Origin of the sequence: Providencia heimbachae ATCC 35613, assembly GCF_001655055.1 — a bacterium.
GTDB lineage: Bacteria > Pseudomonadota > Gammaproteobacteria > Enterobacterales > Enterobacteriaceae > Providencia > Providencia heimbachae.
Genome location: NZ_LXEW01000003.1, coordinates 192839 through 211682 on the forward strand (window position 1 = coordinate 192839; position 18844 = coordinate 211682).

General features: G+C 38.2%; 18 protein-coding genes. 6 read left to right on the plus strand and 12 right to left on the minus strand.

What is annotated here, in order from left to right; genetic code table 11:
• Positions 1-68 precede the first annotated feature (68 nt).
• Positions 69-509: a DUF2569 domain-containing protein gene (locus M998_RS00970; RefSeq protein ID WP_068444031.1), complete on the minus strand. Its 441-nt coding sequence runs from the start codon at positions 507-509 to the stop codon at positions 69-71.
• A gap of 150 nt (positions 510-659) precedes the next feature.
• Here M998_RS00970 and M998_RS00975 point away from each other — a divergent pair, with 150 nt between their 5' ends.
• A complete protein-coding gene (locus M998_RS00975; protein WP_068444030.1) occupies positions 660-1703 on the plus strand; it encodes an oxidoreductase in 1044 nt (347 codons plus the stop codon).
• Positions 1704-1760: 57 nt separating this feature from the next.
• Positions 1761-2738, plus strand: coding sequence for a bile acid:sodium symporter family protein (locus M998_RS00980; protein WP_068444028.1), 978 nt, complete (start codon positions 1761-1763; stop codon positions 2736-2738).
• Between the two features lie 187 nt (positions 2739-2925).
• On the opposite strand, the gene add is transcribed toward M998_RS00980, so the two are convergent.
• The 3 genes from add to manA form a co-directional block, all read right to left on the minus strand.
• Positions 2926-3927, minus strand: coding sequence for an adenosine deaminase (gene add / locus M998_RS00985; protein ID WP_068907141.1), 1002 nt, complete (start codon positions 3925-3927; stop codon positions 2926-2928).
• 204 nt (positions 3928-4131) lie between these two features.
• Positions 4132-5772: a YdgA family protein gene (locus M998_RS00990; protein WP_068907142.1), complete on the minus strand. Its 1641-nt coding sequence runs from the start codon at positions 5770-5772 to the stop codon at positions 4132-4134.
• A 110-nt stretch (positions 5773-5882) separates the two neighbouring features.
• Entirely contained in the window at positions 5883-7058 is a 1176-nt protein-coding gene (manA, locus tag M998_RS00995) for a mannose-6-phosphate isomerase (RefSeq protein WP_068444020.1), read from the minus strand.
• A 178-nt stretch (positions 7059-7236) separates the two neighbouring features.
• Between manA and fumC the strand changes: the two genes are divergently transcribed.
• Positions 7237-8634 carry a class II fumarate hydratase gene (gene fumC, locus M998_RS01000; RefSeq protein ID WP_068444017.1) on the plus strand — a complete coding sequence of 466 codons (1398 nt, stop codon included), beginning with the start codon at positions 7237-7239 and terminating at the stop codon, positions 8632-8634.
• Between the two features lie 62 nt (positions 8635-8696).
• Here the strand turns inward: fumC and tus are convergent, their stop codons facing one another.
• Positions 8697-9608: a DNA replication terminus site-binding protein gene (gene tus, locus M998_RS01005; protein WP_068907143.1), complete on the minus strand. Its 912-nt coding sequence runs from the start codon at positions 9606-9608 to the stop codon at positions 8697-8699.
• Between the two features lie 219 nt (positions 9609-9827).
• Positions 9828-11087: an MFS transporter gene (locus M998_RS01010; protein ID WP_068907144.1), complete on the minus strand. Its 1260-nt coding sequence runs from the start codon at positions 11085-11087 to the stop codon at positions 9828-9830.
• A gap of 114 nt (positions 11088-11201) precedes the next feature.
• Here M998_RS01010 and M998_RS01015 point away from each other — a divergent pair, with 114 nt between their 5' ends.
• From M998_RS01015 to bioD, 3 genes are all read left to right on the plus strand, one after another.
• On the plus strand, positions 11202-12107 hold the full coding sequence (locus M998_RS01015; protein WP_068444009.1) for a LysR family transcriptional regulator: 906 nt from the start codon (positions 11202-11204) through the stop codon (positions 12105-12107).
• A gap of 97 nt (positions 12108-12204) precedes the next feature.
• A complete protein-coding gene (locus tag M998_RS01020) occupies positions 12205-13416 on the plus strand; it encodes an ROK family protein (protein WP_068907145.1) in 1212 nt (403 codons plus the stop codon).
• A 140-nt stretch (positions 13417-13556) separates the two neighbouring features.
• Positions 13557-14231, plus strand: a complete 675-nt coding sequence (bioD, locus tag M998_RS01025; protein ID WP_068444003.1) for a dethiobiotin synthase — start codon at positions 13557-13559, stop codon at positions 14229-14231.
• 90 nt (positions 14232-14321) lie between these two features.
• On the opposite strand, the gene M998_RS01030 is transcribed toward bioD, so the two are convergent.
• The 6 genes from M998_RS01030 to M998_RS01055 form a co-directional block, all read right to left on the minus strand.
• Positions 14322-14555, minus strand: coding sequence for a DUF1161 domain-containing protein (locus M998_RS01030; protein WP_068907146.1), 234 nt, complete (start codon positions 14553-14555; stop codon positions 14322-14324).
• A gap of 25 nt (positions 14556-14580) precedes the next feature.
• The gene (locus M998_RS01035) at positions 14581-14955 is read right to left on the minus strand and encodes a DUF1283 family protein (RefSeq protein WP_068443997.1); all 375 of its coding nucleotides are present in this window, start codon (positions 14953-14955) and stop codon (positions 14581-14583) included.
• 117 nt (positions 14956-15072) lie between these two features.
• On the minus strand, positions 15073-15819 hold the full coding sequence (gene ydfG / locus M998_RS01040) for a bifunctional NADP-dependent 3-hydroxy acid dehydrogenase/3-hydroxypropionate dehydrogenase YdfG (protein WP_068907147.1): 747 nt from the start codon (positions 15817-15819) through the stop codon (positions 15073-15075).
• Between the two features lie 152 nt (positions 15820-15971).
• A complete protein-coding gene (locus M998_RS01045; protein ID WP_068907148.1) occupies positions 15972-17093 on the minus strand; it encodes a ribosomal protein uL16 3-hydroxylase in 1122 nt (373 codons plus the stop codon).
• A gap of 504 nt (positions 17094-17597) precedes the next feature.
• Entirely contained in the window at positions 17598-17945 is a 348-nt protein-coding gene (locus M998_RS01050) for a hypothetical protein (protein ID WP_068907149.1), read from the minus strand.
• A gap of 42 nt (positions 17946-17987) precedes the next feature.
• Entirely contained in the window at positions 17988-18776 is a 789-nt protein-coding gene (locus M998_RS01055) for a PD-(D/E)XK nuclease domain-containing protein (RefSeq protein ID WP_068907150.1), read from the minus strand.
• Positions 18777-18844: the final 68 nt, after the last annotated feature.

Genomic DNA, 18844 nt, shown 5'->3' on the forward strand with positions numbered 1-18844 from the left:
TAAAAGGACAAAAACTGGTCAAGACCAGTTAATTCAGGCTGTATAATAACAATCTATTTTTGTGATGCTTATCGATCTTGTGTGAAAGTCATTTTCACACGTTTAGAACGCTTTAAATAAGGAACAAGAAATCCGGCACCAAGTAAAGGCCATGCAAGTACTTGAACAGCTTCGGCATCATCAATAGTAGAAAACGCAAAAGTTTTTAAACCAATCACTAATAATATCAACAGCCAAATAGTAAATCGGCGAGGAAAATGGCGCGAGTGTGAAAACATGAGTTGAAGCACATGAACACTAAAAACTGTCATCGCTATCGAAATGGCAAACGAAAGATACCATTGAGCAGGTATATAACTGGTCCAATTTTCTACAGTTGTTACGATTTCATAGAGCTTTATGATATACATTACTGTCATACTGCAAACCGCTAAGAAAGTGAGCAATAAGTATGTTGCGGGTACAAGTAGCCAGCCAGTGATACGGTTTGCGTTATAAACAGAAGTCATAAGGTTCAAATCCATTATTACAAAGTAGAAAATATGCTCATTATATTAAACCGAGCTGATTGAGCATCCTACCATAGATTTATTTGCTAATTAATTCATTATGATGGTACTTTTTTAAGTATTGAAATTAAGAACATCCATGAGGTCACTATGTCTAAACCGATTAAAGTAGGTATTGTTGGGTATGGCTATGCAAGTAAAACCTTCCATGCGCCATTTTTAGCTCGTCTGGATGGTTATGATTTAGTCACAATTTCGAGTAGTGATGCCAGTAAAGTTAAAGCAGATTGGCCAAATATGAAGGTGGTTTCATCACCTGAAGCGATATTTTCTGATCCTGAAATTGAATTAGTTGTGATCCCAACACCGAATGACACCCATTATCCGTTAAGTCGTGATGCGCTTGCTGCGGGCAAACATGTGGTTGTTGATAAACCTTTTACATTGAATGTTGATGAAGCGCTAAAGTTAAAGGAACAGGCAGAAAAAGCCGGAAAATTACTCTCTATTTATCATAATCGCCGTTGGGATTCTGGCTTTCGTACCGTTGAAAAAATCCTTAATGATGGCTGTCTAGGTGACATTAAATATTATGAATCACATTTTGATCGTTTTCGTCCAGCTGTAAGGCAGCGTTGGCGTGAAGCAGATATCCCCGGTGCTGGCATTTGGTATGACCTTGCCCCTCACTTGATGGATCAAGTATTACAATATTTTGGAAAACCTACGGGTATCACCGTTGACTTAGGTAAGATTAGGCCTGGTGCGGAAGCGGTAGACTATTTTCATGCGATACTTGAGTATCCAGATAAAAAAGTTGTTTTACATTCCACCACACTTGCCGCAGCACCAATGCCAATCTATATCATTCATGGCATGAAAGGCAGTTATGTGAAATATGGCCTAGATCCGCAAGAAGATTGTTTGAAACAGGGTGAATATCCAAAAGATGACAGTTGGGGGATAGATGTAAACACCGGGATAGTGACCCTGTCACAAGATGATAAGCTGATCACAGAAGAATGGCCAAATGAAAAAGGCAATTATGGCGGATATTATAATGCAATTCATGATGCAATCCGCTTAGGTAAACCAAATCCGGTAACGCCGAGTGAAGCTATTGATATCATGAAGTTGATTGAGGCGGGCATACTTTCAGCAAAAGAAAAACGCACCGTTGAAAACATTTTTTAGGATTTAAATTTGATGAGAGAGCCCGCTATTCGCTGGCTCTTCTTTGTGGATAATTAAATGAATTTATTAGCAAAACTCAGAATAGACCCTTTTTTACTTATTATGATTGGTGTGGTTGTCGTTGCCAGTGTTTTTCCTTGTGAAGGTGATATTAAAACAGCTTTTCAATACTTAACAACCGCCGCAATTGCATTATTATTCTTTATGCATGGTGCTAAATTATCTCGTGAATCTATTGTGGCAGGGATTGGACACTGGCGTCTGCATATTCTGGTTTTTGCGAGTACATTTATTGTCTTTCCTATCATTGGCTTAGGATTACAATTCCTCGTGCCAGATTGGATGTCCCCAACGGTGTACATGGGGTTTTTATACCTTTGCGCATTACCCGCAACCGTCCAATCAGCGATTGCTTTTACCTCTGTTGCCGGTGGTAATATCGCTGCTGCAATTTGTAGCGCATCAGCATCAAGTATTTTAGGTGTATTTCTTTCGCCAATTTTAGTTGGCTTACTTATGGATGCTGATGGTAGCGAGGCGATAGATACACTTAATGCAATTGGCTCTATTTTGATGCAATTAATGCTTCCCTTTGTTGTGGGGCATTTATCGCGCCCATTAATTGCGAATTGGATTAATCGCAATCGTAAGTTAGTGAATATGACAGATCGGTCATCAATTTTATTGGTGGTTTATGTAGCCTTTAGTGAAGCGGTAGTGGAGGGGATATGGCAGAAAATTGATGCCTATTCGCTCTTTATGATTGCAGTGGTAACTTGCGTGATTTTATTTTTAGTTATCGTATTTAATACGATGGCTGCACGTCTATTTGGATTTAGCAAAGAAGATGAAATAACCATTGTTTTCTGTGGCTCTAAAAAGAGCTTAGCAAACGGGGTTCCTATGGCGAATGTTCTATTTCCCGCAGCAACCGTTGGTATTATCTTGCTTCCGTTAATGATATTCCACCAAATTCAGTTAATGGTCAGTGCAGTATTGGCCCAGCGATACGCTAAGCGGTTATCTGAAAAATAACTGACTCGATTGAGGTAAATTAAGTTACTTCAATCGAACTGCAATTACGTCTACCACAATCAAATTAGTTACAACATACTAAGACCTTTAAATTAAAGTACAGCGCTAACATTCGAGTCGGTAAAAGGCGTTGAACAGGGTAGAACGAAATTATTTTACCCTGTTGGTATTGAAAGAAAGGTTTGTTTTAGCGGTTTGCTACTTTTTGAATTAATGCATTTCTTTCCGTATCGGACAAAAACGCCATGGTTAAGCCGTTACGCTGAACTTGTTCAATTTCATTCGCTGTCAGACCCGCTTGTGGTGCTGCAACTTCATATTCATGCGCAAGCTCAATACCTTGAACTGCTGGGTCGTCTGTATTAATTGATGCCAATACACCATGAGCCAGGAAAGTTTTGAGTGGATGCTGGGCTAGGGAGGCGACTGTGCTGGTTTGAATGTTGGAGGTTAAGCAACTTTCCATTCCAATTTTATGCTTTGCTAAGTATTCAATCAGAGTAGGGTCTTCAATCGCTTTGACACCATGGCCAATCCGTTGAGCGCCAAGCTCTTTGATTGCATGCCAAATACTGCTTGCTCCAGCGGCTTCACCTGCGTGAACGGTGATGTTTAATCCGGTGTTACGCGCTTTAGTAAAGTGATCTTCAAATAACTCACCAGGGAAACCGAGCTCATCACCGGCTAAATCAAGAGCACAAATTTTATCACGGTGAGCAAGTAGGCCATTAAGTTCAATAGAACAAGCTTCTTGACCAAATGTTCGGCTGAGGATACCAATTAAATTAATTTTAATATCATATTGGCGACAGCCTGCTTGTACACCATCAATAATCGCCTCAACTACACCTTCCACTGGCAATTGATGCTTCATTGCCATGTAATAAGGTGAAAATCGTAATTCAGCGTAATCGATACCTGCGTTGAATGCATCTTCAACATTCTCTAATGCAACCCGACGACAAGCATCCAAATCTGCCAGAACAGCAACACCCCAATCTAATTTAGCTAAAAAGCCGACTAAATCGGCTTCTTGGCCTATTATTTGAACATGGGGACGCAATGCTTCCAATTCGATAGCGGGTAATTGAATATTATGTTGTTTTGCAAGGGAAAGAATAGTTTCTGGACGGATATTTCCATCAAGATGGCGATGTAAATCAGTCAAAGGTAGGTGTTTATTTATCACGGAATGTTTCCTTTTCTATTTTCTCCCTTTATTTTGGCAACTACGGAGTAAAAATCAATGTTGAATCACGCATTTTGTGAAATCTAATTTATTATTACATTAAAAATGTGATCATTATCACTTTTTGATGGTGGTATATCGCAGGAATAAAAAAGCCAGTCATCGATATCGATAGACTGGCTCTGAACTAACTAATAAAAGTTATTAGTTAGCTGGTGCTGCTTCTTGCGGCGCTAACTCTGTACCAACACCTGGTGCTGCTTCAGCTTCTGGTGCTGGCTCTGCATCATAATCCATTTCATCTGCTGGGTTAGACATTACTTTCATCTTAGTTAAGAACTCAGCAAGCGTGAATTTATCATTATTGAATGTCAGGTCATTACCTGCAAACTTGATCGTCATAGTCAGATCATTTTCGCTATCGATCATCCAAGGTGATTTTTTCTGTTTTGCTTTTTCAGCACGTTCTTCGTCCGTCATGAACATTTCTTCAAACGGGGAAGAGAACATATCCGAAGTTAACATTTGTTGAACACCGACAAATTCGCCAGTTACTTGCTCTTTCATTGCTTTTTTGGTTTCTGCGTCAACAGGTACACCGCGGTCTAAAATCATGACTTGTGTCATTGATTCAACCAACATTGGCTTATTTAGTTTCATGCTAAAGTCAAAAGAAGAAATCAATTTTTTGACGGCTTCATCAACTTTATTAGACATCGCAAGCGCTGTCATTTCATCTTGGTTCCACTGATTGAATGTAATATTTAAGTCAATAGAACTTTGACCAGCTTCGTTTTTCCAAGACAATGGGCTAACAGAGAATACAGGCTTACTTTTCATTAGCTCAGGCAATGTTGTTGACATCATTTCCATTGCTAATTTTTCTGTTGCTTCAGTTGGATCGCCGCTTGCTAGACCTTCGCTGAGTGCTTTGTTGTATTGCTCAACAAATTTACCTAATGCTTTAGCATCTAGTTTTTCAATTGCAACAGTCACTTGGCCTGAACCTAAGTTTTCACCTAAGGCTTTTAAGTCACCGATGCTATAAGCGATGTTACCTTTAACGTCTTCACCGTTAATAGAGGTATCACTAGAGATTTTGAAATCTTTAAATGAAAACTTAGTATCTGGAATGTTGAAATCAGTATCGGCAATCACAAATTCCTGAGTACCAGTGTAGAAACCATATTGTGATTTTTTGACATTAGAAACTAATTTTAGACCTTTTAGGGTCATTGTTTCTGATTTGTCACCTTTGCCCATGACTAAGCTGTCAGTGACCAGTGAAGCATCAACAGACTCAAGATCTGCAGAGGTAGATATATCAAACTTTGAACCACTGAATGATAAAGCGATATCGTCTTTATTATATTCAACAGGGATAAGTTCTAAATTAGTGTCAATACTTTTGCTATAACCAACAACAGCAGAACCAACGATAAATGGTTTACCTTTAGTTGCTTCAAATAACTCTTTGGTTGTTGCATTGTTAGCTAACTCAATTTGTGATGCCGCTAATTTTGGCATTAAATTGAATTTCGCGACTTGAGAAAGCGGGAATGGACCATGATCGATATTGGTTTTAAACACAATAGAGTCATCAGGCGTTGCTGAATCCGCTGAGGTGATAACGATATCAGCTTGAGAAGAGAATACACCACGCTTGTAGTTTTCTATTTTGAAAATTACGCCCGCTTCAGGGGTATTTACAGCAAAAAAATCGTTGGTTTTAACAATGACTCTATTGAGTTCGCTTTCAACTTTTGAGCCCGTATACCAAGATGCTCCGGTCCATACAACACCTACAGCAACGATAACACCAATCGCGACTAATGACTTTTTCATTATAAACATCCATCCTTTCAGCACGTTCTAAACGTACTTTAAAAAATTGTATAAGTTTTATATAACCGTCTTTAAATTTTAAGAAGACGCGTTAAACACAGAATATAACATTAAATATTAAAAACTCGGGCAAGCTTACCATTACCATGTATGAATATATTTTCATCATAAGCAGGTAAAAAAATTGATTCCCCAGGCCCAATACTTATTTTTTCATTACTAGTGCTCAGAACTAACTCACCTTCAATACAAAATAAGATTGAAGCGGTGTTGTTAGCTAGGTTTATCCCCGAGTCGTTAATAGAATATATATTAAATGAAAAATCTTCTACTGGTATATTATATTTCCAGATATTTCCAGATTTGTCGGGAACGTTCAATAAATCGCCAGAACAGGTTGGTTTAAAATCAATATTAGCAATAAGTTCAGGAATATCAATATGTTTGTTAGTTAAACCAGCACGCAATACATTATCAGAGTTCGCCATTACTTCTAAGCCAACACCTTCTAAATATGCATGTGGCGTTCTTGCATATAAGAACATCGCATCACCAGGCTGTAATTCAACCACATTAAGAAGAAGTGGGGTAAATAAACCATTGTCTTCAGGGTACAGGCTAACCATTTGTTTTATTGAATTCCAAGGTTCACCTTGACGACTATTTAATGCAGCTTTTAATACGCCTAAAGCAAGCTCTTTTTGCTCTCCAGATAAGTTAAGAATTTGTGCAAAAAGTCTTGCTAATTTTTCTTCGCTGGGTGCTTGCACGAATAATTGAATATCAGGATGAGCGGCAGAAATAAAAGCAAGTAACTGAGCTATTTCACTCAATGGACGAAACGCATTCATCGCTTTAAATGGCGTTAAAGCATAAACCAATTCAGGTTTGTGATTATCGTCCTTATAGTTGCGAATGGGTGAATCTAATGGGATCCCCGCAGCATTTTCTTTGGCAAAACCAACTTCAGCATAGACTTTATTAGGATGAACTTGTACTGACAGCGGATGAACCGCACACAAAACCTTAAACAAATAAGGAAGTCGCGCATATTTCTGCGCAATTTTTGTACCTAAATATTTTTCCGGGGCATTATTGATAAGTGATTCTAGCGAAATTGACTGCTTAGTTTGGGGGTCAATAACCGCTGAACTTGCTTTAGGATGTGCTCCCATCCACAACTCAGCCATCGGTAATTTATCCGGGTTAGGGATCCCATACAGTTTAGTTAGGGCCGTTTTACTGCCCCAGTCATAATGTTGGATTTTGTTTATCATTTTAAGCATAGCAAAATTCTCTTTTTCTAGAAATCAACATATTTCCTTTTAACTACAATACAATAAGCTCGACTAAGTCTCATAATTGAAATTCAATTTGTGGCATTATACTGCTCGGTTATTTGCTTACCTGCAAGCAGATGATTCTAAAATCAATTATTCTGTGTATGTACCTAAGGAGATAGTAATGGCAGCCACTCGCATTGAAAAAGACTCAATGGGACCAATTGAAGTACCTGCTGACCACTTGTGGGGAGCGCAAACGCAGCGTTCTTTAGAACATTTCCGTATATCTGTAGAAAAAATGCCTGTGGCTCTAATCCACGCACTCGCAATCACCAAAAAAGCGGCTGCTAGTGTCAATATGGATCTCGGGCTATTACCAAAAGAACGTGGTGATGCAATTATTGCTGCCGCTGATGAAGTTTTAGCGGGCAAACACCCAACTGAATTCCCTCTCGCTATCTGGCAAACCGGTTCTGGTACCCAAAGTAACATGAACATGAATGAGGTGCTAGCAAACCGTGGTAGTGAAATTCTCGGTGGGCAAAGGGGGAATGACCGCCTTATTCACCCAAATGACGATGTTAATAAGAGCCAAAGCTCAAACGACGTATTCCCAACTGCAATGCATGTTGCGGCAGTTGTTGGCATTCGTGAGCATCTCTTACCTGAGCTTAAAACGCTTCATAAAACGTTGGATGCTAAAGCGAAAGAGTTTAAAGACATCGTTAAAATTGGTCGTACTCACTTACAAGATGCAACGCCACTGACATTAGGCCAAGAAATTTCGGGTTGGGCAACAATGTTGGCTAACAGTGAAAAACACATTGAGAACTCTGTTCCTCATGTGTGCGAACTTGCTTTAGGTGGCACTGCTGTGGGTACAGGCCTGAATACACACCCTGAATATGCTGTGCGTGTTGCGAAAAAAATCGCTGAATTAACGGGGCAACCATTTATTACGGCACCGAATAAATTCGAAGCATTAGCAACTTGCGACAGCTTAGTTCACGCTCACGGTGCACTGAAAGGTTTAGCCGCTTCATTAATGAAGATTGCCAATGATGTTAGATGGCTAGCTTCAGGCCCTCGTTGTGGTATTGGTGAAATATCCATTCCAGAAAACGAACCGGGTAGCTCAATCATGCCAGGCAAGGTTAATCCAACTCAGTGTGAAGCTTTAACAATGCTTTGTGCTCAAGTTATGGGTAATGATGTTGCCGTCAATATTGGTGGTGCTTCGGGTAACTTTGAACTGAACGTATTCCGCCCAATGTTAATCGACAACTTCCTTCAATCAGTCCGTTTATTAGCTGATGGTATGCGTAGTTTCAATGAGCATTGTGCTGTAGGTATCGAACCAAACCGTGAGCGTATTGAAAAATTACTGCATGAATCACTGATGTTAGTGACCGCATTAAATACGCACATTGGTTACGATAAAGCCGCTGAAATTGCGAAAAAAGCACATAAAGAAGGACTAACACTGAAAGAGTCTGCTCTTAAATTGAATTATCTTACTGAAGAACAATTCAATGATTGGGTTCGTCCTGAAGATATGGTTGGAAGCATGAAATCATAAGCTTTTGATAATATCAGAAGCAGAATAAATCAAACCCTGTACTGAAGAAAGTGCAGGGTTTTTTATCGTTCAATATAAAGATTAAGTCTTGGAATAATTAACTCAACGGGTTTTGCTCTTGGTCGGTAACGAATGGCAATATTGTCAGCTGAGTAATCAGGTAAATCACCAATGACCACATCCTCAATATTTTTATCAATCGCAAAAATAAATAGTGGCGTGGCGCAAGAAAATTGAGTTTGTTTCTGTTTTTCCTTATCCCATATTCGTGCTATTGGTTGAACTTTAACTGGGCGCTGGGTTTTTAATATCGAGTTATGGGGGAGGGAGTTAATCATTGATATTTCATGTATTAATTGAGCTAGCCATTGGTTTTTTGGTATATTTATCGGTCCTCGACCACTCTCTAAGTTGGCCTGTAGCTTATTCAATATCTCTTCTTTAGTCACTTTATTAATGACCTTTTTATTCGCCCAACCAAATCGCACAGTATCAATGTCAACTAATGAGGTGAGGGTGCGATAGGTATTTAATGTTAATAAGCCATGCAAACTTTCCCTAATAAATTCGAATCGTTGAGCTTCATCAATTTGGGTAACATTCTTTTTTATCGTCGTTTTTAAGGTATTTATTTTATCTATCAAGTGTTGAATTTTTTGGTATTGGTTTTGAGTGGTTTGAATACAAATAGCGCCGGGTAATCTAATGGCTGATTTGTTACTGATCAACTCCGATTTGTGGTGGATAAACAACAATTGTATCAGTTGTATTGCTTCATTCAATGCCGATTGGCCGGTTAATGTATCGACAGTGATTGTTGATATATCGCTATTTTCATCACCTTTCATTACTTCAGGTAAACGAAAAACTTTAGCCGTAATCTGTGACTGTAATCTTAATATTTGGCTAAATTCAGTGATTTGATCTTCTAGGAGCGCGAAGCTATCGACTAAGTTTTGTTTTATCCTATTCATAAACATCCAATTAGTTACAACATTCTTGGTATTGAATAACAAATCTAACATTAGCATTGGTGATTATCAATAAAAACTGTTTAGTCATTGCTTTGAGGGCGAGAAAACAAAGAAGTGTTCCAACCTTCAACCTTTTTTTGATGGCATACAAAAAAAGGTTGAGGGCGGTTTTGTATTTTATACACTAATCACGTTTAAGTAGAGATAATTTGTTATTTATTAACAGGTTGATTTTAATTTATACGCAATCATTACACCAAGCAATAAAATAGCAGCGATAAAGAAAGCAACGCCATTCCAACCATAATTGAGCCAAAATATCCCGCCGATTGTTCCTGCAATACTGGATCCCGCATAATAACTAAATAGATATAGTGATGATGCTTGACCTCTAGCACGTTTAGCTCTACGTCCCACCCAGCTACTGGCTACAGAGTGTGCTGCAAAAAATCCCGTCGTTAGTGCCGTCATTCCGAGTAAAATTATCCAAATATTAGCGTGTAGCGTGAGTAAAATACCCGCTAACATCAGGATAATTGCTGCAATAAGAATATTACCGAAACCATACTTTAACGTTAAGCTACCTGTTTTAGTTGCGCTATAGGTTCCGGTTAAATAAATAAGAGACAATATTCCTACCGTAGATTGGCTAAAGTAATAAGGGCCTTCTAACAAACGATAACCAATATAATTGTACATTGTGACAAAACCGCCCATTAGGACAAAACCCTCCACAAACAACCAAGGCAATCCTCTATCACGAAAATGAAGATGGAGATTGACCCATAAACTTTTAGGTTTGAGAGAGCTAGCCCTAAAGTGTTGAGATGGTGGTAATAATCGCCAGAATCCAATTGCTGCAATTAATGCTAATGACCCTAAAATAACCACAGCAACACGCCAAGAATAATAATCAGCTATTACACCAGTCATCAGCCTACCACTCATTCCACCAAGTGAATTACCGCTGATATAGAGCCCCATAGATAGCGCGACATAGCTAGGATGAATTTCCTCACTGAGATAGGTCATTGCAACGGCCGCAACACCACTAAGCGATAAACCGACTAATGCACGGGCAATTAAAATACCTTGCCAGCTCTGCATTACTGAACTCAGCAACGTAAATAACGCCGCACAAGTTAACGATATAACCATGACATTCTTACGGCCAATGGCATCTGAGATTGGCCCTGTAATTAATAACCCTAAAGCCATTAATCCGGTACTAAGCGATAATGATAAACTTGCCGTTGCTGGTGATATATTAAAGTCTTGTGATAACAAGGGAAGGATCGGTTGCACAAAATACAATAAAGCAAAAGTAGCAAAACCAACGGTAAAAAATGACAAGGTAACCCGTAAATACAACGCATCGTCACGCTGGATATAATGTTTTTTTGGGGCAGTAGCCGGTGAGTCAGCTTGTTCTCCATTTACGGCTTGCTCCTTTGTGAGGCTACTTGATGGTTGTTCCATATCTATTCCTTGTCTTGCCAACTCATTTGATTTCGATCAAAGAATAGAAACTTTCTAATATATTGTCTAATATATTAATTATAACGAATGATATCTTTAAAGTATGAATAACCTATGAATATAGAGCTAAGACACCTGCGTTACTTTATTGCCGTTGCAGAGGAGCTTCACTTTGGCCGAGCAGCTGAGCGATTACACATATCACAACCCCCATTAAGCCAACAAATACAGATACTGGAAGAAAAAATAAACGCTAAATTACTTGAGCGAAATAATCGAAATGTTGCATTGACCCCAGCAGGAGCGATGTTTCTTAAAGAGGCATATCAAATTTTAGCGCAAGTTGATGCCGCTGCGATAAAAGCGGCAAGAATGGAAAAAGGTGAATTAGGGGAACTTTCGATAGGCTTTACATCAACGACCCCTTTTATGCATAAAGTCACCATGAGCTTGCGCCAATATCGCGAAACCTATCCTGAAGTCTCGATTCATATGCATCAAATGAATACCAAGCAGCAAATAGCTCCATTGATAACCGGTCGTATTGATATCGGGATCATGCGAAATACGGTGCTGCCAGAACAATTAGATTACCAACTTTTATTTAAAGAACCTTTTATGGTTGCCGTGTATGAGGGGCATCCATTATTAGAATTTGAACATGTCGGTATTGATATTCAACAACTTGCACAATATCCATTAGTCTTTTTTGAAAGAGAGGTTGGTACCGCCCTCTATGATGAAATTAACCAATTACTTGCTTCCGCTGGCGTTGTACCAACTATCTCTCAAGAGGCTGGGGAGGCAATGACCATTTTAGGTTTAGTTTCTGCAGGTATGGGAATATCAATTATTACCGAATCATTTACTAGAATGAAAATTGACGGTGTTAGATATATTAAACTGGCTAATATTAAAGCAGCGTCAGAGGTATGGTTGGTTTACAATACCCGAAGAGCATTGCCAGCAGCTGCTCAAAAGTTGATGAAGTTATTAATTAAAAATGTTGTTGGCCATTAAGCGTGATGTAAATCACGTTTAATGTGTATATGAAATCATTGTTTCATATAATAATGCATAATAACTGATTGCTTTTTAAAGGATTTGAGCTTTAACCATGATGAATCAAACTGGCCATATAGACCAAATTAAACAATTGAACACCGGTATCGTGTACCAAGTGATTGATCAACATGGCCCAATTTCGCGAATTGCATTATCTAAGCATGCACAATTAGCGCCGGCAAGTATCACAAAAATCACTCGCGAATTAATGGATGCTCACTTAATTAAAGAGCTTGAATTTCCAGTTCTTGGTCTACGAGGAAGGCCTGCGGTTGGATTAGTAATAGAAAGTGCAGGCTGGCAGTTTCTTTCAATCAGAATTGAAAATAACAACATCATTCTGTCATTAAAAGAAATGAGCACTAAAACACTCGCCGAAAAAAAGTACCCATTTTTGGTGAACACTAATGATGACTTTTTATCGTTAATCTCTGAACTTATCAGTCAATTTTTTGAACATCACCAATCACTGCTAGAACGCGTTACTGCGATTAGCATTTTACTTGATGGAATTATTGATTCCCATACTGGTATTATTTATAAATTAGCTGGCTATCAAGTTAATGAAATTCAAATAAGTGAATATTTAACCAGTAAAACAGGGCTACCTGTTTATTTGAATCCAGTAGTAAATGCTTTAGCACTAACTGATTGTTTTTCCAATTTACCTAAAAGAATAAATAAAAATATTATTTATTTACAATTACAAGAGGTTGTCAGTACCGCAATCGTAAACTATGGCCAAGTTTTAGATGTAAATCGTGGACGGCCGATTCTTTTTGGCCATACCCAATTAGGTGAAAATAACAAAAGACTTTGTTACTGTGGGGGACAAGATTGTTTGGAAACTTATGTTTCTATACCTGCAATTATTGAACAAGCAAAAATGTTATTGCCTGATTATCCGTTATCAATTTTAAATCATAATGAATTAACGGTCGATACGATTTGTAATGGAATATTGTGTGCAGACAAACTGAGCCTTTATTTATTAGAAACGGTTGCTAAACAATTGTCCAAACCTCTTTCTATGATGATTAATATCTTTGGAACCGATTTGATTTTGATTAATTCGTCGTTAAATACAGTATCAGAGATATTTTTTGATTATTTATACCAGTTTATAAATTTACAGTCGAGTCCGCTGTATAGCTCTAATTTACATATTGAAAAATCTAATTTTTCCACTAAAGACAGTGAAACTGCATTAATTCAGCAATCATTATATGATGGTTCCTTACTATTGCAGTTATTGCAAGGCTAAATCATATCCATAAACTTAATGCTATCTTACATAAAATTGAGCTAACGCAAACTTATCAATTTCCCATTCAAATAAACTGAATCCATATCATTTTTACAGCCTTTTGCTGTTTTAGTCTGTCACTTCAGGATAGAAATACCATGATGAACCTATTTGTTACCGGGACAGATACAGATGTCGGGAAGACAGTATCAACACTTGCAATATTGCAAGCGCTTAACACCCAAGGAATTAAAGCGGTTGGCTATAAACCTATAGCCGATCAGTGCATCGATACACCCGAGGGCGTTAGAAATAAAGACGCATTACTAATTCAAAGCGTATCACGTAATCTTGTTTCCTATGATGAAGTTAATCCAATTAGAATTACAGATAACTATAGTCATAAAAACAGCATTGATTTTGATAAAATAAAGCAGGGATTAACACATTTAAATGAACAATGTGATGTGGTTGTTATCGAAGGAAATGGCGGCTGGCGCTATTTATTAGATGACAATACTTTCTATGCAGATTGGCTTAAAGGGCAATCGGTTGGAGTAATCCTTGTTGTCGGTATTCAGCATGGTTGTGTAAACCATGCATTATTAACTGCTGATGCTATTAGAGCTGATGGGTTAACTATCGCAGGTTGGATAGCCAACCGAATTAATCCAGGCCTTGCTCATTACGCACAAATTATTGAAAGATTGCAGCATCATATCAAATCACCATTACTTGGTGAAATTCCGTATCTATTAAGACCAGAAGAAAGAGATTTAGGTCATTATTTAGACACAGAAAAACTACAAGAATTTATTTGTATACCTGCTTAATAATTTCCATTTTTATGGGAATGAAGAGGGCGCAAATAATGCGCCCTTTAATTTATTCAAACTTAGAGTCATGCTTGAAAATATAACTCGTTAATGACGAGAGTAGATAATTTTATAAGCGTCATTCTGGCAGTGCCCAACAACTTGTCCCTTTGACGGGTCAACTTCATCATTTGGAACTGCCACTAAACTAAAGCTATCTTCAGGTACACCATTATTAATAATCTTTTGTTTAATATCTTCAATCACACTTTCACATGATGCTTGAGCAAACGCAGGTGAAAGAGCCATTAAAAATAAGGGAATTAAAAGTTTCGTTTTCATCTTACCTCCAATTTAAACCAAAAAATTAAGGTTTTGCGAGAGGGCGCCCAGTACTTACATCAAGACAACGCTTGGTACTTGGTTCCCAATAGGCATTTAGATTTAAGCTTTTTTCGCATGTATCTTTAGCATCGAACGCCGCATCAACTTTATCGAATTCTTTCTCTGTGCGAGAATTGACTTTTGAACGCAACATACGAGTTTCGTCCCATTGTTGCTTTTCTTGACGAGCCTGTTCTTTATTTAGGGTATCATCGCCACTTCCCACCGAAACGCATGTGCTACCAGCAGTACATGATGTGGATGTATTAGCAGCTTGTGCGGATACAGCCCACATTAAAGGAAGGCAAAAACTAATGGCCACTAAACTGTTTTTCAAAGTTTTTTGTGATGAGCTCATATAAATTCCTTACGGATTAGTATCATTAGATACAGTATAGCTAAAAACAGGTAGGACAGTCTGTATAGAAAAGGACTAAAAATAGAAACGTTTTAACCTGTTTATGTATTATTCAACTTATTCTTTGTGAATAGTTAATCCGGCAAATGTCTGGCAAACAGGCATTAACTCCAATGTATTCACATTTATATGAGCAGGGAGAGAGGCTACCCAAAATACAGTTTCTGCAATGTCATTCGGGGTCAATGCTTCAGCACCTTTATAGGTATTTTCCGCTTTACCATCATCACCTTTAAAACGGATATTAGAGAACTCTGTTCCACCGACTAAGCCGGGCTCAATATCTGTGACACGAATTTTTTTACCTTGTAAATCAGCACGTAATCCTAATGAAAATTGTTTAACAAACGCTTTAGTTGCACCGTATACATTGCCACCTTTATATGGCCAAGTCGCTGCTGTTGAACCGATATTGATAATATGCCCATGATTTTTTTCGACCATTCCTTGCAGAATTTCATAGGTCATATTCACTAAGCCTTTAGTGTTTGTGTCGATCATGACTTCCCAATCATCAGGATTCGCATCAAATGCAGGTTCTAAACCAAGCGCAAGACCCGCATTATTGACTAAAACATCAACGTTTTTAAGGTGAGAAGGGAGGTTAGCAACGGCAGATTGAATTGCTTTTCTATTTTGAATATCTAACGTCAATGGATAAAATTTATCACCTAACTCAGCATGTAAAGCTTCTAATCTTTCAGTTCTTCGGCCTGTTCCAATTACTGTAAAACCATGTTGTATGGATTTTCGTGCAATAGCTTCGCCAAAGCCAGATGTTGCGCCAGTTACAAGAATAATCATTCGATACCTCTAATTTTTTATTGTTAGCCCATCGTTGAACCATTCTAACGCTAACACCAACTAACTACAAAATATCTAAAGGCTTGTCTATATTGGAACGTTGAGATAAAACACCCGTCAGCAGGTGTTTTATCTTGTCAGGCAGATGTGACTTATTCTTCGAAATACCAATATCCCTGATTGATAAATTCCGTTAATTCCGCAACAAAAACTGGGTTCTTTAGTGCTTCACCGAGTTCATCTATTCCCGCTTCCGTAAACTGGCACAATGTATCTGCACCCTTTATTTCTGTGGTAATCCAGCCTTCTGAATTAACGAAGAAATACTCTCCGGCACGCATGACACGCAGCCCGCTCAGTCGTATCAGTTTTTCACCGGCATTCAGAGCGCTCAGCACTTCTTCCGGCTGATACGGCGGTTCCGAAGGTGCAATATCTAGCTCATGGCGTGGGGTGGTTGCAAAACGGCCTAACCACTGTTCAAAATCACCGGGTTTATTGATCATTTCAATCATCATGGCTCGTAGGCGTTCAACTTCATGAGTTTCCATGGTTCCCGCATTTTCACTCACTGTCAGGTCAGGATCGCCATAATTTACTCCCCCCAGATCCTGTTCCAGTGCATAGTCTGCAAAACTGCTCAGCAGGTCACGCCCGGTCGGTCCACGAAAGCCGACAGAATAATTCATGGTATCTTCGAAGGTGAAACCATCGTGAGGAAATCCCGGCGGAATATACAGAATATCTCCCGGAGCCATTTCCACGTCAATAATCGGTTCAAACGGATCGACATGCAATAATGCCGGATGTGAGCAGAACTGACGCATCGGAAGGGCATCGCCGACACGCCAGCGACGGCGTCCCATTCCTTGGACGATGAAAACATCATAGTTATCAATATGTGGTCCGACACCACCGCCAGGCACCGAATAGGAGACCATCAAGTCATCAAGACGCCACTCAGGTAGCATACGGAACGGCTTCACCAGTTCAGCAGCAGGCATATGCCAATGGTTGACGGCTTGTACCAGCAGTGACCATCCTTTTTCGCCTAATTTACTGTAGTCTTCAAACGGGCCATGACTCGCTTCCCATTTGTTATTAATGAAGCTAACTAGGCGACTGTCAACCTCCGGCTCCATAGCCAAGCCGGCCAGTTCATCCGGTGTGATAGGGTCGGCAAAATCAGGAAACGCATTTTTCAATACAACGGGTTTTTTCTGCCAGTATTTTTCTAAAAATTCAGGCCAGTTAAGATTCAGTTTGTTAACCATGTGACCACATCTATATTAGTAAATAAGCTGGTAATTATAGAAGTAATACACGGACATATTTTTGTTTAGCGTCAAATGCAGGTCAATAATTTTTGGGGGAATATCCGTAGTTTATTTACAAAATTCATTTTTATCATTCACGTTATCGGTTAAAAGACGATGATGATGAAATGGGTAAGGCGGTTGCAATCGTCAAGGTTAACAATGTCCGGCCATTTGTTGAGTGTGACACAGTAACACGATTAACCATCCAAAACGCTGGATTCCTTCATTTAACACTTCGGTTCGCATAATGTATGACGCTATGTTACAAAAGGGTTCTGAGTCATTCCGGTAAAATGGGGTTTCTGTTTACCGGAATGGCGAGGGGGCATCTTTACACATAGAGTGCATTGTGCGAACCTATTATCTTACTTTCCGATTCCAAAATAAGCACATACAAAAATAAGTCCAAATATCAGTATGATCCCTGTACTAAGTTCCAATTTTAGCTCCTAATTCATTTTAGTAATCGTAATATCCATTAGCTTTTTCTATTTCTTCAATCATGTCATCAACATTATTTTGGAATTGTAAGTTAAGGTGTGACCATCCATAATCATAATTTTCGAAAGTATAGACATACTGATTTTTTTTAGACGTTAGCTCAAAATAATATTCCCCTGATGAGTCACCCATTAAATCAATATCATACCACCCTACATAATCTACTCTAAGCACAGCCATGCTTGAAGAATTCATTTCTGCGGATACATGTTTTTTGCTCATTCCAGGCACCGGCTTTTGATATCTAAACTCACCATCTCTAGCTGTTCTTACAATAACACTATATATTCTAGATTTTTTAGCCATAATTTATACTCACATTATTAATGATAGTCATATTTTGAATATTCAAATTGGGTTTATAATTATTTTAACCTTATGGTTACTTTTTTCTAAATCACGAATTAAACCCATTGGGTTTGAAATTTTTGCATCGGGATCATATATAAAAAAAATAAGTAGCTCGCAATCAGGGTGTTCGTTATAACGTGCTATATCGACAATCAACTGTTCGGCAATCTCTTTGGTTTTTAATGATTTTCTTGTTTTTTTAACTTCTATAATAATTTTTTGTTCTTTTAGAAGGAAATCAACTCTAGATGATGAGCTAGCATAACTAGGTGAGTATTCCTCTGGGCGAATATCATCAAAATCTATTTTTAGTAATGAATGAAGTAAATCTTGAACATCATATTCATCGTCTATATCCAGCGTGTTTCTATCATTATATCTAGCTTGCAATTGCCTTGATACATGATGAAATCTACTACATATTTTATTGATTCTATCAAGTGCATATTTTTTATTATCTACGTTATTTTCTTTATATTGATAATGAATATTTGACTTGGCGGAATTGAAAATAGGGATTAATTTTTCAGTGAGCACGTCAAATAATGAATAATATCGATTCTCGTCTCTACATATTCTATAAAAATCTTTATAATAATCAGACTCTTTTCCGTATACCTCACCAAGTAAATACTTAACACTTTGTTTCCATAAGTTTAAACTTTTTAAGTCTACTATTGTTACATTGCTCTGAATGTCATAGTCATATTCAGTAACTTTATTTTCAATGATTTGTTCTATTTCTTTCGTTAGTTCTTCAAATCTATCTTTAATCTGATTTTCCATTATCAAATCTCACAACGAATATGAAACCCCCGTGCTGTACTACGGGGGTAGTACTACGGGGGTACTAC

Excerpts from the sequence above, each read along its gene's own strand:
- M998_RS00970 (WP_068444031.1), bottom strand. The coding sequence starts at position 509 with ATGACTTCTGTTTATAACGCAAACCGTATCACTGGCTGGCTACTTGTA.
- M998_RS00975 (WP_068444030.1), top strand. The coding sequence starts at position 660 with ATGTCTAAACCGATTAAAGTAGGTATTGTTGGGTATGGCTATGCAAGT.
- M998_RS00980 (WP_068444028.1), top strand. The coding sequence starts at position 1,761 with ATGAATTTATTAGCAAAACTCAGAATAGACCCTTTTTTACTTATTATG.
- M998_RS00990 (WP_068907142.1), bottom strand. The coding sequence starts at position 5,772 with ATGAAAAAGTCATTAGTCGCGATTGGTGTTATCGTTGCTGTAGGTGTT.
- manA (WP_068444020.1), bottom strand. The coding sequence starts at position 7,058 with ATGCTTAAAATGATAAACAAAATCCAACATTATGACTGGGGCAGTAAA.
- fumC (WP_068444017.1), top strand. The coding sequence starts at position 7,237 with ATGGCAGCCACTCGCATTGAAAAAGACTCAATGGGACCAATTGAAGTA.
- tus (WP_068907143.1), bottom strand. The coding sequence starts at position 9,608 with ATGAATAGGATAAAACAAAACTTAGTCGATAGCTTCGCGCTCCTAGAA.
- M998_RS01010 (WP_068907144.1), bottom strand. The coding sequence starts at position 11,087 with ATGGAACAACCATCAAGTAGCCTCACAAAGGAGCAAGCCGTAAATGGA.
- M998_RS01015 (WP_068444009.1), top strand. The coding sequence starts at position 11,202 with ATGAATATAGAGCTAAGACACCTGCGTTACTTTATTGCCGTTGCAGAG.
- M998_RS01020 (WP_068907145.1), top strand. The coding sequence starts at position 12,205 with ATGATGAATCAAACTGGCCATATAGACCAAATTAAACAATTGAACACC.
- bioD (WP_068444003.1), top strand. The coding sequence starts at position 13,557 with ATGATGAACCTATTTGTTACCGGGACAGATACAGATGTCGGGAAGACA.
- M998_RS01030 (WP_068907146.1), bottom strand. The coding sequence starts at position 14,555 with ATGAAAACGAAACTTTTAATTCCCTTATTTTTAATGGCTCTTTCACCT.
- M998_RS01035 (WP_068443997.1), bottom strand. The coding sequence starts at position 14,955 with ATGAGCTCATCACAAAAAACTTTGAAAAACAGTTTAGTGGCCATTAGT.
- ydfG (WP_068907147.1), bottom strand. The coding sequence starts at position 15,819 with ATGATTATTCTTGTAACTGGCGCAACATCTGGCTTTGGCGAAGCTATT.
- M998_RS01045 (WP_068907148.1), bottom strand. The coding sequence starts at position 17,093 with ATGGTTAACAAACTGAATCTTAACTGGCCTGAATTTTTAGAAAAATAC.
- M998_RS01050 (WP_068907149.1), bottom strand. The coding sequence starts at position 17,945 with ATGGCTAAAAAATCTAGAATATATAGTGTTATTGTAAGAACAGCTAGA.
- M998_RS01055 (WP_068907150.1), bottom strand. The coding sequence starts at position 18,776 with ATGGAAAATCAGATTAAAGATAGATTTGAAGAACTAACGAAAGAAATA.